This is a genomic window from Cryobacterium sp. PH29-G1, from assembly GCF_030063365.1.
Classification (GTDB): Bacteria; Actinomycetota; Actinomycetes; order Actinomycetales; family Microbacteriaceae; genus Cryobacterium.
Window position 1 is genome coordinate 1 of the sequence record NZ_JASISY010000010.1, and the last position, 14,942, is coordinate 14,942.

Annotated in this window: 10 protein-coding genes and 1 pseudogene; 4 read left to right on the forward strand and 7 right to left on the reverse strand. The window is 64.2% G+C overall.

The window, feature by feature from the left end:
• Window positions 1–1,159 (reverse strand): annotated as a pseudogene (locus QMK22_RS12610) (hypothetical protein); the annotation flags it as partial.
• Between the two features lie 879 nt (window positions 1,160–2,038).
• Here QMK22_RS12610 and QMK22_RS12615 point away from each other — a divergent pair.
• Window positions 2,039–2,929, forward strand: a complete 891-nt coding sequence (locus QMK22_RS12615; RefSeq protein WP_283498002.1) for a hypothetical protein — start codon at window positions 2,039–2,041, stop codon at window positions 2,927–2,929.
• 314 nt (window positions 2,930–3,243) lie between these two features.
• On the opposite strand, the gene QMK22_RS12620 is transcribed toward QMK22_RS12615, so the two are convergent.
• The 4 genes from QMK22_RS12620 to QMK22_RS12635 form a co-directional block, all read right to left on the reverse strand.
• A complete protein-coding gene (locus QMK22_RS12620) occupies window positions 3,244–4,530 on the reverse strand; it encodes a citrate synthase (RefSeq protein ID WP_283498102.1) in 1,287 nt (428 codons plus the stop codon).
• A gap of 233 nt (window positions 4,531–4,763) precedes the next feature.
• On the reverse strand, window positions 4,764–5,864 hold the full coding sequence (gene dapC, locus QMK22_RS12625) for a succinyldiaminopimelate transaminase (protein WP_283498003.1): 1,101 nt from the start codon (window positions 5,862–5,864) through the stop codon (window positions 4,764–4,766).
• Between the two features lie 9 nt (window positions 5,865–5,873).
• Window positions 5,874–6,197 (reverse strand): ferredoxin, encoded by a 324-nt coding sequence (gene fdxA, locus QMK22_RS12630; protein ID WP_134464104.1) that lies wholly within the window; start codon window positions 6,195–6,197, stop codon window positions 5,874–5,876.
• An 82-nt stretch (window positions 6,198–6,279) separates the two neighbouring features.
• Complete coding sequence (locus tag QMK22_RS12635) at window positions 6,280–7,311, reverse strand: PIG-L deacetylase family protein (protein WP_283498004.1); 1,032 nt, start codon at window positions 7,309–7,311, stop codon at window positions 6,280–6,282.
• A 148-nt stretch (window positions 7,312–7,459) separates the two neighbouring features.
• Here QMK22_RS12635 and efeU point away from each other — a divergent pair, with 148 nt between their 5' ends.
• The 3 genes from efeU to efeB are packed head-to-tail and all read left to right on the forward strand — an operon-like array spanning window position 7,460 to window position 10,866.
• Window positions 7,460–8,323, forward strand: coding sequence for an iron uptake transporter permease EfeU (gene efeU, locus QMK22_RS12640; protein WP_283498005.1), 864 nt, complete (start codon window positions 7,460–7,462; stop codon window positions 8,321–8,323).
• A 33-nt stretch (window positions 8,324–8,356) separates the two neighbouring features.
• A complete protein-coding gene (efeO, locus tag QMK22_RS12645; RefSeq protein ID WP_283498006.1) occupies window positions 8,357–9,526 on the forward strand; it encodes an iron uptake system protein EfeO in 1,170 nt (389 codons plus the stop codon).
• A gap of 8 nt (window positions 9,527–9,534) precedes the next feature.
• On the forward strand, window positions 9,535–10,866 hold the full coding sequence (gene efeB, locus QMK22_RS12650; RefSeq protein ID WP_502857643.1) for an iron uptake transporter deferrochelatase/peroxidase subunit: 1,332 nt from the start codon (window positions 9,535–9,537) through the stop codon (window positions 10,864–10,866).
• Window positions 10,867–11,021: 155 nt separating this feature from the next.
• Here efeB and typA read toward each other — a convergent pair whose 3' ends face one another.
• Together typA and QMK22_RS12660 are read right to left on the reverse strand one after the other, a co-directional pair.
• Window positions 11,022–12,932, reverse strand: coding sequence for a translational GTPase TypA (typA, locus tag QMK22_RS12655; protein WP_283498007.1), 1,911 nt, complete (start codon window positions 12,930–12,932; stop codon window positions 11,022–11,024).
• Window positions 12,933–13,111: 179 nt separating this feature from the next.
• Complete coding sequence (locus QMK22_RS12660; RefSeq protein WP_283498008.1) at window positions 13,112–14,893, reverse strand: dipeptide ABC transporter ATP-binding protein; 1,782 nt, start codon at window positions 14,891–14,893, stop codon at window positions 13,112–13,114.
• Window positions 14,894–14,942: the final 49 nt, after the last annotated feature.

The window sequence follows — 14,942 nt, forward strand, 5'->3', positions numbered from 1 at the left end:
AGGAGTCCGCGGCGATCTGGGCGAGGGTGCGGGGGTCGTCTTTCACGCTCTGCGCCCACGCGGCTCGTTCCGGGTCGACGAACCGCACCCCGCCGCGCCGCGGACTGGTCAGCGCGTCATAGGTCGCCAGCCATAGTTCGCCCTGCTCCGGCGGCAGCAGCGCGTGCAGGGTGACCATGCCGTCCGCGCGCCGCCAGAGCGACCAGGTGGTGTCGTCGCGGGCCTGCTTCTCCCGCGCCAGGATCCCCGCCGCGTCCAATTCGTCACGCAGGCGGCGGGCCCGTTTGAACGCCTGTTCGGTGTTCAGGCCCGGCGCCTCGACCAGCAACAGCCGCAGGGCGGCGGCGAGTTTCTCGGCCGTGATCGCCTGGTCGAGGGTGCCGAGGCCGCGCAGCAGGGCATCGCCGACACCGGGCGAGAAAATGCCCGCGGTGATCGCGTGCATAATCGGCGCCTGCCACGGCACCACCACCACCGGCACCAGCGGCAGCGGAGGCGCCGGCGGTACCAGTGGCACCAGCACGACCGGTGCGATCGGAACCGTTGCGATGACCGGCCCAGGCCGGGGCGGGGCGTCAGGGAGTGGCAGGTCGGGGTGCAGTTCGGCCCACGCGGCGGCCCGATCGGCCTCCCGCGCCTCCCACTGGGCCGCTTCCCACTCCGCCGCACGCTGCGCATCGACCGCAGCTTCGACCGCAGCCGCAGCCGCATCAGCCGCAGCATCGGCGGCGGCCTGCGCCACCCGCGCGGCTTCCCGCGCGGCTTCCCGCGCAACTTCCCGGGCGGCCGCAGCCTCCCGCTCCGCCGTCTCCGTGTCGCTCATCAGCACCCCCACGGCCAGCAGCCGACCGGCCTCGACCCGACTCAAACCGGTGGCCTGCTGCACCATCAACGTCGGAGTGCCAAAGCCATGCCGGGCCGCCAGGCCGGCCTGACCCAGCTCTGGCCGGGACCGCTGCGCAATCGTGCCCGCCAACAACGCCGCCGCCGTGTTGCTCAACCGCAGCAAATCAGCAATCGGACCGCGCGCCGCGAGCACCTGCGCATCAGACAGCCCAGCGAACTCGGCACTGGACCCACCGAGCGCGGCCACAGCAGCCGCCGCCCGAGTGAGTTCCACCGCGAGTCCCACCGGGGAATCGAACGCCACGTTGTTCATAATTCAACCCAACACCCGACCACCGACATTCCCGAGGAAAAATCATGCTTACAAGCACTAAACCGCCCAAAGCCACCAAAGAATACCCAAAGACATGTTTTGACCTCTCGCAAGGCGGCCCGCTACCGTTCGGGCGCTTGACCGCATTCTCGACTCTAAGTACTTCGCGAGCGGGGTGCGGGCGTGCACGATCGAGGCCATCCTCCTCTCTGCGGTAGAGGCGCGGAACTTCTCCTACCGTGATTGGAGCCTCGACACCAGCCTGTGGAAAACCTCAGCAGGATTGTAGCAATCCGTCTACTCTGACCCCATGCGAACCCCATCGCGTCGCCGCCCTGTGCACAGCGTTGTGCTCAGCGCTCTCGTGCTCTGCCTATCCGTCAGTCTCTTAAGCGGATGCACGCCCACACCCACCATGCCGGCCACCGCCTCGCCCCCGGTGGCGGCGACCGCTAAGCCCACCACACCACCGGCCTTCGCCTCGAACGACGAGGCCCTGGCGGCGGCGACGATTTTCTACGAGTCCTATCAAGCAATGGCCAACACAATCTCTCGAGACGGCGGGGTCAACGCGGATCGAATCACAACGTTTGTTACTGAAAGCATGCTCCCCGGAGAAATGGAGACGTTTGACAGATTGGCAGCCCGTAGCGTCCGACTCGTCGGCGATATCGGATTTGATTCAATGTCTCTTCAGTCTGCAGATCTCGAGTCCGGGAGTATGAGCCTCTACTTGTGTTTGGACGTCTCCCGCGGTGAAGTCGTTGGTGAGGACGGCCATTCAATCGCATCATCGGACAGACCCACGAGATATCCGCTCGTAGTAGCCCTCACTCGAAATGATTCAACCCACGCGCTACTCCTCGAGAAATCGGAAATATGGTCCGGATCAGATTTCTGCTCGTAGTTGCAGCCGTCTTCGGCACCTTGACCTCGCAGATATTCAGCGAGACGGTAACGGCGCAGGAGACGCTCGTGTCGACACCGATAATCCAGCTGAGAAACACCATCGAACTGCCTCCAGAATCGGGAGCTGTGGCGCATGGAAACGGCGTTGACCTTCTAGCGGGTTACACCACCGCGACAGGCGGCGTGAAGTCGGGTGGACGGCAGAACGGGAACCGCTCTGGCACCGGATCGGACACACCGGCGGCACCGAGAGTGTGCGCGCACGGAGACCCGGCCAAACCCGGCATCACGTCCATCCCCTGCGGCAACGGACAATTCCTCCCCCTGGCCCGAAACAACACCCCCGCAACCCCCTGCACGGTCTGCTCCCCCGACACCATCGTGCGCGTCACCGACCTGCAGAACTTCCCCGCCTACGCCGCCCCAACCAGCATGGAACCCAACGGCTGGGCCATCGTCGGACTCGCCACAAACTTCTGGGCCACAGCCTCCACCCAAATCAGCGAAGGACTCCTCCTCGGCCAACCAGCCCAAGTCATGTTCACCCCCACCGGCTACCACTGGAACTACGGCGACAGCAACACCATCTCAACAGCCACCGGCGGAGCCAGCTGGGACGACCTCGGCCTGGCCGAATTCTCCACCACCGCCACCAGCCACACCTACGCCACGAAAGACACCTATTCCGTCGTACTGACCGTCGAATACCACGCCGACTACAGCTTCGGCGACCAAGGCTGGCGCCCCGTCGAAGGAACCGTCACCGTGACCTCGACCCCAATCACCGTCATCGCCGCCAACGAATCCACCGTACTCGTCGCCCACGACTGCGACGCCAACCCCCACGGCCCCGGCTGCTAACAGTCACTTCACCAGACCAGACCAGACCAGACCAGCACCCCGACACCCCTACAGCGGAGCCGGTCTCGGACGCGGAGCCGGTCTCGGACGCGGAGCCGACGAGCGCACTACAGTCCCAGCTCAGCCACTATTGTGCGCCTGGACGGGCACTCCACGTCGTCACGTCGTCACGTCGTCACGTCGTCACGTCGTCAACTCGTCAACTCGTGACCCAGTATCCTCGTCGGCTGCGCGCCGCAGCACGGCGCGGCACTGCGCGGCCAACCAACTATGCGCATCCAGCCGCCGATCCAGCCCGCTGGCGAGCGATCCAGCTAGCGCTGCGGGTAGTCGCGGGCCGGCGAACCCACGTAGAGCTGCTGCGGGCGCCCGATCTTGGTAGAGGGGTCCTCGTTCATCTCACGCCAGTGCCCAATCCAGCCGGGCAGACGGCCGATCGCGAACAGCACGGTGAACATGCGCGTCGGAAAGCCCATCGCCTTGTAGATGACTCCGGTGTAGAAGTCCACGTTGGGGTAGAGACGACGTTCCTTGAAGTAGTCATCATTGAGCGCAATGTGCTCGAGTTCCTGCGCGATGTCCAGCAGGTCATCTTTCACGCCCAGGGCGGCAAGCACCTCATGGGCGCTCTCCTTGACCAGGGTGGCACGCGGGTCGTAGTTCTTGTAGACCCGGTGGCCGAAGCCCATGAGCTTCACGCCCTGTTCTTTGTTCTTGACACGTTCGACATACTTTTCGACGCCCTGACCGGATGCCTGAATCTCGCCGAGCATCGACAGCACGGCTTCGTTGGCACCGCCGTGCAGCGGGCCGAACAGTGCGTTGATGCCGGAGGACACCGACGCGAACAGGTTGGCTTCGGTCGAACCGACCAGACGAACCGTCGAGGTGGACGCGTTCTGCTCGTGGTCCTCGTGCAGCATCAGCAGGCGTTCGAGCGCCTTGCTGACAACCGGGTTGACCTCGTAGGGCTCGGCCATGTTGCCGAAGTTGAGCTTGAGAAAGTTGTCGACGAAGCTCAGGGAGTTGTCGGGGTAAAGAAAAGCCTGACCGACGCTCTTCTTGTGCGCGTAGGCGGCCATAACCGGAAGCTTGGCCAGCAGACGAATGGTCGAAATCTCGACCTGCTCCGGGTCCTTCGGGTCGAGCGAGTCCTGGTAGAACGTTGAGAGGGCCGAGACACCCGAGGCAAGCACACTCATCGGGTGCGCCTTGTGCGGCAGGGAGTCAAAGAACCGGCGCATGTCTTCGTGCAACAACGTGTGGTGACGGATGCGATCGTCAAAGTTGGCAAGTTCGCTCGCGCTCGGCAGCTCACCGTAGATAAGCAGCCAAGCCGTCTCGAGAAAGTTCGAGTTCTGGGCGATCTGTTCGATCGGATACCCGCGATAACGCAGGATGCCCGCGTCACCGTCGATATAGGTAATCGCGGAGCGGGTTGCCGCCGTGTTGACGAAACCGTAGTCCAGCGTTGTCAGGCCGGTCTTCTTGGTCAAGGTGGAGATGTCGATGCTCGACACGCCGTCCACGCTGGTCAGAATGGGGAACTCTGCGCTCCCGCCGGGGAAAGTGAGGGTGACCTTGTTGGGGTCAGCGCTCATCGGTTCGCCGGATTTTGCGTGCTGCGCGACGTCGGTCACGGAGCCTCCTCGGGTATCACTGCCGGATGAAATGTGGCGACGCGTCACTGAATCGGCCAGTGGTGAAACTGCTGTGGCCGACTCCGCCGCGACTACAGCCTAATCGGCCCAGCCGCCTACTGTTGCATCAGCCAAGGCTTCGGGCGGTTCGTTGGTGATAGTCCACAGCGCCAACCCCCCTTTCGGGGGCAGCATCAGGGATGCAAGCGTGCGGCTGCGGCAGCGATGCGCTCGTCGGTCGCGGTCAGCGAGAATCTCACGTGCTCGGGATAGACGTCGCCGTAGAACGGTCCGGGGCCGGCCAGAATGCCGAGCGCGGACAGCCGTTCGATGGACTCCCACGCTGGTCGACCCTCGGTGGCCCACAGATAGAGCCCCGCCTCGCTTCGATCAACGCGAAAACCAGCCTGCTCCAGAGCCGGTTTCAGAATTTCCCGGCGTGCCCGGTAGCGCTCCTTTTGCACTGCGACATGCTCGTCGTCTTCCAGGGCGGCAATCATGGCGGCCTGCAGCGGCGCAGGGAGCATGAGCCCGGCGTGCTTGCGCACCGTCAGCAGACGCCCCAGCACGCCACCGCAACCGGCAGCGAAGGCCGCACGATACCCGGCCATGTTGGACTGCTTGCTGAGCGAGTAAATGGCCACAATGTTGCGACGGTTTCCTTCGATCACTCGAGGATCGAGGATGCTCGGGATCGGCTCAGAATTCCACGGAGCGTCCCAGCCGAGCTCCGCGTAGCACTCGTCGCTCACGATCACGGCATCGAGTTCGCGGGCACGCGCGACCGCAGCGCGAAGCTCGTCTACGGACAGCACCCGACCATCCGGGTTGCCCGGGCTGTTCAGCCAGATCAGCTTGGTCGATTCGGGCCACTCGGCGGGATCGTCGGAGGCGACAGCGGTGGCGCCGGCGATTGCTGCGCCGATCGCGTACGTCGGGTAGGCCGCGCGCGGGTGCACAATCGTGTCGCCCTCCCCGAAGCCGAGCATGAACGGCATCAGCGCGACGAGTTCTTTGGAGCCGATCGTGGGCAACACGTTCTTCGGCTCCAGCCCGGTGACACCGCGACGGCGGGCGTACCAGGCGATGATCGCCTGCTGCAGGGCGGGCGTACCGACGGTCTGCGGGTACGCGTGGGCATCCGTCGCCGCACGCAACGCCTGCTGCACCACATCGGGCGTCGCATCCACCGGAGAACCAATCGACAGGTCGACGATTCCATCGACGTGCTGCCGGGCCTGGGCGGCAAAAGGGACCATCTGATCCCAGGGATAGTCGGGAAGCGGCTTCAGCACGAGATGCTCTTAGTGCTGAACCTGCGGCGGCAGTGCCGAGATGACGGGGTGGTCTTTGGCGAGCACGCCCACCTTGGCCGCGCCGCCCGGGGAGCCGATGTCGTCGAAAAATTCAACGTTGGCCTTGTAGTAGTCGGCCCACTGCTCGGGCAGGTCGTCTTCGTAGTAGATGGCCTCGACCGGGCAAACCGGTTCGCAGGCGCCACAGTCGACGCACTCATCGGGATGAATGTAGAGCGAGCGTTCGCCCTCATAAATGCAGTCCACCGGGCATTCGTCGATGCAGGCACGATCTTTGACATCAACGCACGGCAGAGCGATCACATACGTCACAGGCTGGGGATTCCCTTCGAGAGCGGACTCTTGATTCTACGCCTCCCTCCGTCGAGACGCCTCAACCTGGGACAGCTCGCAGTTATCGGCGGCGAGGCGGCAGTTTCGGCCATGCCAGTACCAGGGCCGCGATCAGCGCCGGCACAACGGTCCACAGGGTTCCCATCAAACCGGCCGGTACGAGCACCGACCCTCCGGAACCGCGCAGGGACAGTACAAAAATGGTCACGAGCAGCCCCACCGCGGCCAGGCCGACCACGAGTCGATCCCCCACCACGAGGCGCAGCCCGAGCAACAGGGCACCAATTGCCACGAAAGCGATGGTCAGTCCAATCGGAAGCGCCGCGCCGAACACCGTCAGTGTGGCCTGGTGCGCGATGGTTCCCAGTACACCAAAGAGGATGCCCAGCAGCAGGCCACCGAAAACGGCCAGCGATCGATTGGCCAGGGTCAGCTGCCGGGGGTGGTGGTTCGGCGGTACGTGAACTCGCGGGGTCGGGGTCGGGGTCGGGGTCGGGCGCGGGGCATCCGCTCGCAGAAATGTTTCAGTTTCCGTAACCTCGTCGACGGCGGCATCAGACTCCGTGTGTGCGAGGGTGCGCGTGTTCCCGGCGAGGCTCCATCGATCAGGAAAACGTTGGAGTGCGCGCAGCTTCTGATCGCGGTGTGCACCCACGTCGATCGCAATAAGACGCTGCCCCGGCGCCTGCCGCACCGTGCGGGCCAGAAAAACCGGTAGGCCAGCCTCGTGCGCGGCCGTCGTCACAGACGAGCGCAGCGCGTCATCCACGGCGCCGACGACAACGGCGGTCGCACCGAGCTCCTCGATGGCCTCACGCACCGCCCGAGCCAGTTCGCGCCGATCAAAGTCGATACCACCAACGGATGCCGCCGGCAACGCATGCCAGGTACGCGCCCCGAGATCGGTCAGTGCTGCGGTCGCGGCGGCGGCATCCGCTTCGGTCGGCACATCGCGGTAGAGCACGACGACCCGGGATCCATCGGCGCGCAATCGGGCAATGGTGCCGCCGGTCAGGGCGGATTCATCGCCCGGTCGCGCATGCACGAACACGATGCGCTCATCGCTGCCGGACATGACCATGGACGTACGCACCGTTTCTACTCCGCTGACCGTTCATTACTGGGTAACACCTGTGCCCGAATCACATCATAACTAGACACCATCACGCCGTTCGGGTTAGAGTCGAAATCGGTAAGGTTAGCCTTACCAACTTACTTACCCGAACATTACGAGGAATCCCGTGCTCGCAAACTACCTGATCGGCCTGCGCGAAGGTCTTGAGGCCGCCCTGATCGTGACGATTCTCATCGCCTACGTCGTGAAGATCAACCGGCGTGACGTCCTGCCACGCATCTGGCTCGGTGTCGGCCTGGCCGTGCTGCTTGCCCTCGGGATTGGCGCCCTGCTCACCTACGGCACCTACGGGCTGTCCTTCACCGCGCAGGAGACTATTGGCGGCGTGCTCTCCATCGTCGCCACCGGCTTAGTGACGTGGATGGTGTTCTGGATGCTGCGCACCGCGCGCGACCTCAAGGGCCATTTGCAGGGCCACATCGACAAGCACCTCGTCGGCGCCGGACTCGTTCTCGTGGCTTTTCTCGCTGTGGGCCGTGAAGGCATTGAAACAGCACTGTTCCTCTGGGCGGCCGTGCAGGCTACCGGTGCCACGACCATGCCCCTGCTCGGCGCGGCACTGGGCATCGTCACCGCGGTTGCGCTCGGCTGGCTCATTTACGCCGGCATGCTCAAGATCAACCTGTCGAAGTTCTTCACCTATACCGGCGCCATTCTCATTGTCGTCGCTGCTGGGGTGCTCTCCTACGGCGTACACGACCTGCAGGAGGCCGGCATCCTGCCCGGTCTGCATGCCCTCGCTTTCAACGTGAGCGCCGCCGTTCCGCCGGACAGCTGGTACGGCACCCTGCTCAAAGGCACGCTCAACTTCTCCCCCGCCACCACCTGGCTGGAGATGTTCGCCTGGCTGGCCTATGCCCTACCCACCCTGACCCTTTTCATCAAAAAGAGCCGCGACGGCCGCCCCAGTATGCGCCCGGCACCGGCTGCGCCCACCTCGCCGGCGCCCGCGCCCGTCGTCGCGCACTAGCGTTCGTTTCCTACTCCCCACTGAAGGATCTCCATGCCTCGTGTTATTCGTTCTGCCAGCCTGCTCGGCGTCGGCCTGCTCGGCGTCAGCGTACTCAGCGGTTGTGTCGCGAACAACCCGACGTCTACGCATACGGCACTCACCGTCGACAGCAGCCAGACGGAATGCGCGGTCTCCGCGAACGAGGCTCCGGCCGGCAGCATCCGCTTCACGGTCACCAACTCCGGTGACCAGGTGACCGAGTTCTACCTGCTCGCTGAAGACGGTCTGCGTATCGTCGGCGAGGCAGAGAACATTGGCCCGGGCCTCAGTCGCGACCTCGTGGTGCAACTCGCCGCCGGCAACTATTTCACCGCGTGCAAGCCGGGCATGACCGGTGACGGCGTCGGCAAGGCGGAGTTCACCGCCACAGAATCGGATGCTGCCGCCACCGTCGACGTTGACCTCGCGGCCCAGATTGACACTGCCAATACGAATTACGCCTCCTACGTGAGCGACCAGATCGACCAACTCGTCACCGGTACCGATGCGTTCGCCGCGGCATACCTGGCCGGGGATGACGACGCCGCGCGCACCCTCTATGCCGCCACCCGAATGCACTGGGAGCGCGTGGAGACCATCGCCGAATCGTTCGGCGATCTCGACCCGAAGCTCGACCTCCGCGAGGCTGACCTCGAGGAAGGCCAAAACTGGACCGGCTGGCACGCAATCGAGAAAGACCTGTGGCCCGCCGAGGCTGAGGCCGATTTCGAGGCGTACAGCGCCGAGAAGCGCGCATCCCTCACCGCGCAGCTCGTCACCGACACAGCCACCCTGCACGAGAAGGTGCAGGGTCTCACGTTCACGCTGTCGCAGCAGACCAACGGCGCCATCGGCCTGCTTGACGAGGTGGCTTCCGGCAAGGTCACCGGCGAGGAAGAGCGGTGGTCACACACCGACCTCTGGGATTTCCAGGCCAACGTTGATGGTGCCAAGGTGCTCTACGCCGGCGTGCGCGACATTCTTCTACAGGAAGACCCCGACCTGGCCGCGAGCCTCGACACCGAGTTTGCGGCGCTCCAGACACTGCTCGATGCCCAGCGCGTTGATGACGGATTCACCTACTACAACGACCTCACGACAGCTGAGATTCGCGATCTCGCCAACCAGGTCAACGCGCTCGGCGAGCCGTTGAACCAGCTCACCGCAGCGCTCGTCTTGTGAAGCGCGCCGTGAAGCGCGCCGTGAAGCCCGCCGTGAAGCCCGCCACGCGGGCCGAGTCCGTCGACACGCCCACGCCCACCCACGGTCTGTCCCGGCGCGGCCTCCTCGGCCTGGCCGGCGCCAGTGTCGCCGGGATCGGACTCGGCGTTGCCGGTGACCGGGTCGCGCTGGCTGCTTCGACAACACCGGAAACAGCATCCGCTACCGCCGTGTATCCGTTCTATGGCACCCATCAGGCCGGCATCGTCACGCCGACGCAAGATCGACTGCACTTCGCTGCCTTCGATGTTGCGGCCGGAACGACGCGCGCCGATTTGATTGAACTTCTGCAGGACTGGACGATCGCCGCCGCGGCGATGAGCGCCGGTCAGGACATCGGCGAATACGGCGCCGTCAGCGGCCCCTATGACGCACCACCCGAAGACACCGGCGAGGCCCAGGGGCTGCCCACGTCCGGACTGACCATTACGTTCGGCTTCGGCCCGACCCTGTTCGAAACAGCGGATGGCGTCGACCGCTTCGGCATCAATAGCCGCCGGCCGCCCGAACTCACGCCCCTGCCGCACTTTCCCGGTGACGACCTTGATCCTGATCGAAGCGATGGCGACCTCTGCATCCAGGCCTGCTCCAACGATCCCCAGGTCGCCGTACACGCGATTCGCAACCTGTCGCGCATCGCCTTCGGTCGGGCCGCCCTGCGTTGGACCCAGCTCGGTTTCGGACGTACCTCATCGACCTCGACAGCCCAGGCCACCGCACGCAATCTGTTCGGCTTCAAGGACGGCACCGCCAACATCAAGGCAGAAGAGCCCCAGGTCGTCACCGACCAAGTCTGGGTATCCAGCGCCGACGGGCCGGAGTGGCTGGCCGGCGGCTCCTACCTGGTGACGCGGCGCATCCGCATGACCATCGAGACCTGGGATCGCACAATTCTGCGGGAGCAGGAGACGGTGTTCGGCCGTACCAAGGGTTCCGGCGCCCCTCTCTCGGGCGGCACCGAGTTCAGCGAGCCGGATTTCACCCTCGCGGGGCGTGATGATCAGCCGCTCATCAGCGCTGACGCGCACATGCGGCTGGCACATCCGGACCAGAACAAGGGCACCCAGCTGCTGCGCCGCGGCTACAACTTCGTTGACGGCAACGATGCTCTGGGCCGGCTCGACGCCGGGCTGTTCTTCATCAGCTTTCAGCGATCACCGGCCCAGTTCACCGACATTCAACTGAATCTGGCCAAGAACGATGCGCTCAACGAGTACATTCGCCATGTCGGCAGCGCCCTGTTCGCCGTTCCCGCCGGAGCCGCCACTGGCAGCTATGTCGGAGCCCCCCTCTTCGCCTAGCGGGCCAGCATCCGCCCGTCACCGAGGCGTGAGTTTTGACCCCTTTTTCGCCCGTCGAAAACCCCTCGAAACTCACACCTCGCCGCGCGGCAGCGTCCGCTTCCAGACACAAAACGCCCCCTCGGCGAACCGAGGGGGCATTGTGGTGCTGCTGGCTAGTTAGCGTCCATCTTCTTGACGCGTGAAACCTGGCGCGAGCGAGCGGATGCCGTGAGCTCCACCTTGCGAATACGCACGGCTGCCGGAGTAACCTCGACGCACTCGTCTTCACGAGCGAATTCAAGGCACTGCTCGAGCGAGAGCTGCTTAGGCGGCGTCATCGACTCGAACGTGTCGGAGCTGGACTGACGCATGTTGGTCAGTTTCTTTTCCTTGGTGATGTTCACGTCCATGTCGTCGGCGCGTGAGTTCTCGCCGATGACCATGCCTTCGTAAACTTCACTGGTCGGCAGAACGAAGAACGACATGCGCTCCTGCAGGTTGATCAGGGCGAACGGGGTGACAACACCGGAGCGGTCGGCCACGATGGAACCGTTGGTCCGGGTGCTGATGGTGCCGGCCCAGGGCTCGTAACCGTGCAGGATCGCGTTGGCGATACCGGTACCGCGCGTGTCGGTGAGGAACTGCGTGCGGAAGCCGATCAGGCCGCGCGACGGAACGATGAATTCCATTCGAACCCAGCCGGTGCCGTGGTTCGCCATGTTCTCCATGCGACCCTTGCGGGCGGCGAGCAGCTGCGTGATGGCGCCGAGGTACTCTTCGGGCGCGTCAATGGTGAGGTGCTCGAACGGCTCGTGCACCTTGCCGTCGATGCGCTTGACGACTACCTGCGGCTTGCCGACGGTGAGTTCGAAGCCTTCACGACGCATCTGCTCGACGAGGATGGCGAGGGCCAGTTCTCCACGACCCTGCACCTCCCAGGCGTCCGGGCGTCCGATGTCGACGACCTTGAGCGAGACGTTTCCGATGAGCTCGCGGTCGAGGCGGTCCTTGACCATGCGTGCGGTGAGCTTGTGGCCCTTGATCTTGCCCATGAGCGGCGAGGTGTTGGTGCCGATGGTCATCGAGATGGCCGGGTCGTCAACCGTGATGGTCGGCAACGGGCGCACGTCGTCGGGGTCACAGAGAGTCTCACCAATGGTGATGTTCTCGATACCGGCCACGGCCACGATGTCGCCGGGGCCGGCACTCTCGGTCGGGTAGCGGTCCAGCGCCTTGGTGATGAGCAGCTCGGTGATCTTCACGTTGCTGACGGTGCCGTCCTGCTGCACCCAGGCTACGGTCTGGCCCTTCTTGATGGTGCCGTTGAAGATGCGCAGAAGCGCGAGGCGTCCCAGGAACGGCGACGCGTCGAGGTTGGTGACGTGCGCCTGAAGGGGGTGCTCGTCATCGTAGGTCGGTGCCGGGATGTGCTTGAGGATGGCGTCGAACAGCGGTTCGAGGTCATCATTGTCGGGCAACGTGCCGTCTTCAGGCTTGTTCCAGCTGGCGGCACCGTTACGACCGGATGCATAGACGACGGGCACGTCGAGGACGGCGTCGAGGTCGAGGTCGGGAAAGTCGTCGGCCATGTCGCTCGCGAGGCCGATGAGGAGGTCCTGGCTCTCGGCCACGACCTCGTCGATGCGCGCGTCGGGACGGTCGGTCTTGTTGACCAGAAGAATAACGGGCAGCTTGGCCTCGAGCGCTTTGCGGAGCACGAATCGGGTCTGCGGCAGCGGGCCCTCACTCGCGTCAACGAGAAGAACGACGCCGTCAACCATGGACAGTCCGCGCTCAACCTCGCCACCGAAGTCGGCGTGGCCCGGGGTGTCGATCACGTTGATGGTGATGGGACCGTCGGCAGCGTGGATGCCCTTGTACGAAACCGCCGTGTTCTTGGCGAGAATCGTGATGCCCTTTTCGCGCTCGAGTTCGTTCGAGTCCATCGCGCGTTCCTCAACGTGTGAGTGATCCGCGAAGGAGTCAGTCTGCTTGAGCATCGCGTCAACCAGCGTCGTCTTACCGTGGTCAACGTGAGCAACGATTGCAACATTTCGGAGGTTATTGCGTGTAGCAATCGCCATAAAAATAGATCCTTACGAAGAATGAGTGCCGCAGAGTCTCGCGCGCGACGAAGAATGGATACCAGGGGTCATAATGTGACCCAAGGAATTATCCTACCGTATCTAAGCGCGGGGTCGGCGGGGTCGCCCCCGCTCCGGATTCTGCAGTTCCATTTCGCCAGGCCGGCTAGGGTCCCCTACTAATTGCTGGACGCCATTAACTCGCGGCGCAGCTCACGGCGGGCACGCTGCTCGGTCGGATCGGGGATCGGAACGGCCGCCAGCAGTCGCTGGGTATACGCGTCCTTCGGGTAACGCAGAATCTCATCGCGCGTGCCGGTCTCCACGATGCGGCCATGGTGCATAACCGCGATGCGATCGGCGAGCACATCGATGACGGCAAGGTCATGGGTGATGAACAGGCAGGCGAAATTCATCTGCTGCTGCAGTGACTGGATCAGCTGCAAGACCCGAGCCTGCACCGACACGTCGAGGGCGCTGGTCGGCTCATCCGCGATGAGCACCTTCGGTTCGAGGGAGAGCGCGCGGGCGATACCCACACGCTGCTTCTGCCCGCCGGAGAGTTCGTGTGGAAAACGGCTGCGGTAGGCGCGCGGCAGTTCGACGCTGTCCAGCAGTCGCTCGACCTCGGCGCTCAAGGCTGCTCCCTTCAAACCCTTGGCCAGTCGCAGCGGCTCACCGATGCTGTCACCGATGGGCATCCGCGGGTTGAGCGAAGACGAGGGATCTTGAAAGACGATGCCGACGCTTTTGTGCAGCCGGTGGATCTCGTCGCGGCTCGCCTTCGAAATATCCTGGCCGGCCACGTGCAGGGCGCCCGCGGTGATCGGTAGCAGGCCGATGGCCGCGCGACCGAGAGTGGTTTTGCCGGAACCCGACTCCCCCACCAGACCGAGAACCTCGCCTTGCCGCACGTACAGGTTGACCTTGTCGACGGCCCGGAACGCCGCGACGCGGCCGTGTTTGGGATATTCGATGACAACGTCGTCGAACTTGACGACCACCTCGCGGCTGTCATTCCGGGCCTCGGAAGCCGCCGCGTTGGCCAGCCGCTCATTGACTTCGATGCGCGCGGCGAGCACCGCATCGACCACGATGTCCGTGCCGATGGCGAGCGCTGCGGTCATGTCGATGGCTTCTTCACCGCGCTGACCCAGGTGGGGAACCGCCTTGAGCAGGGCGATTGTGTAGGGGTGCGTGGGTTCGTTGAAGATCTGATCGACCGTGCCGCGTTCGACGATCACGCCCCGTCGCATGACGGCGATGTCATCGGCAAGGTCGGCGACCACGCCCATGTCGTGCGTGATCAAGAGGATGGCGCTGTCGAGCCGGTCGCGCAGGCTGCGGAGCAGGTCGAGGATCTCCGCCTGTACCGTCACGTCCAGCGCCGTTGTCGGTTCGTCGGCGATGAGTAGTTGCGGGTCGCAGGAGATGGACTGGGCGATCATGGCGCGCTGGCGCTGTCCGCCGGATAGTTGGTGTGGGTAGGAGTTGAACGCTTTCAGCGGGTCGGGCAGCTCGACCATGTCGAGCAGCTCCAAAGCGCGGGCTTTGGCCTGCGAGGGCGACATCCCAAAGTGAGCGCGCAGTGTTTCAATGATCTGGAATCCAATCGTGTAGACCGGGTTCAGAGCCGTCATCGGTTCCTGAAAGATCATTGCGATCTGGCCGCCACGCACCGTGTGCATCTGCGCGGGCTTCAGCCCCATGAGCTCACGGCCGCTGAGCTTGACGCTGCCCGAGATACGGCTGTTCTCCGGCAGCAAATCGAGAATGGCCATGGAACTGGCGCTTTTCCCCGAACCGGATTCGCCGACGATGGCCAGCACCTTGCCGCGCTCGATCGAATAGTTCAGTTTGAGTGCGGCCGGCACCCAGACGTTGTCCACGCCGAAGTGCACGGTGAGGTCGGTGACCTGCAATACAGGGCCGGAGAACGTGGTCGACACCTGATCGGTCATAGCTTCCTGCTTTCGTTGATGCTGCTGTTCGTGCGTGGTCGGCGGTCAA

Excerpts from the sequence above, each read along its gene's own strand:
- typA (WP_283498007.1), bottom strand. The coding sequence starts at position 12,932 with ATGGCGATTGCTACACGCAATAACCTCCGAAATGTTGCAATCGTTGCT.
- efeO (WP_283498006.1), top strand. The coding sequence starts at position 8,357 with ATGCCTCGTGTTATTCGTTCTGCCAGCCTGCTCGGCGTCGGCCTGCTC.
- QMK22_RS12615 (WP_283498002.1), top strand. The coding sequence starts at position 2,039 with ATGGTCCGGATCAGATTTCTGCTCGTAGTTGCAGCCGTCTTCGGCACC.
- QMK22_RS12620 (WP_283498102.1), bottom strand. The coding sequence starts at position 4,530 with ATGAGCGCTGACCCCAACAAGGTCACCCTCACTTTCCCCGGCGGGAGC.
- QMK22_RS12660 (WP_283498008.1), bottom strand. The coding sequence starts at position 14,893 with ATGACCGATCAGGTGTCGACCACGTTCTCCGGCCCTGTATTGCAGGTC.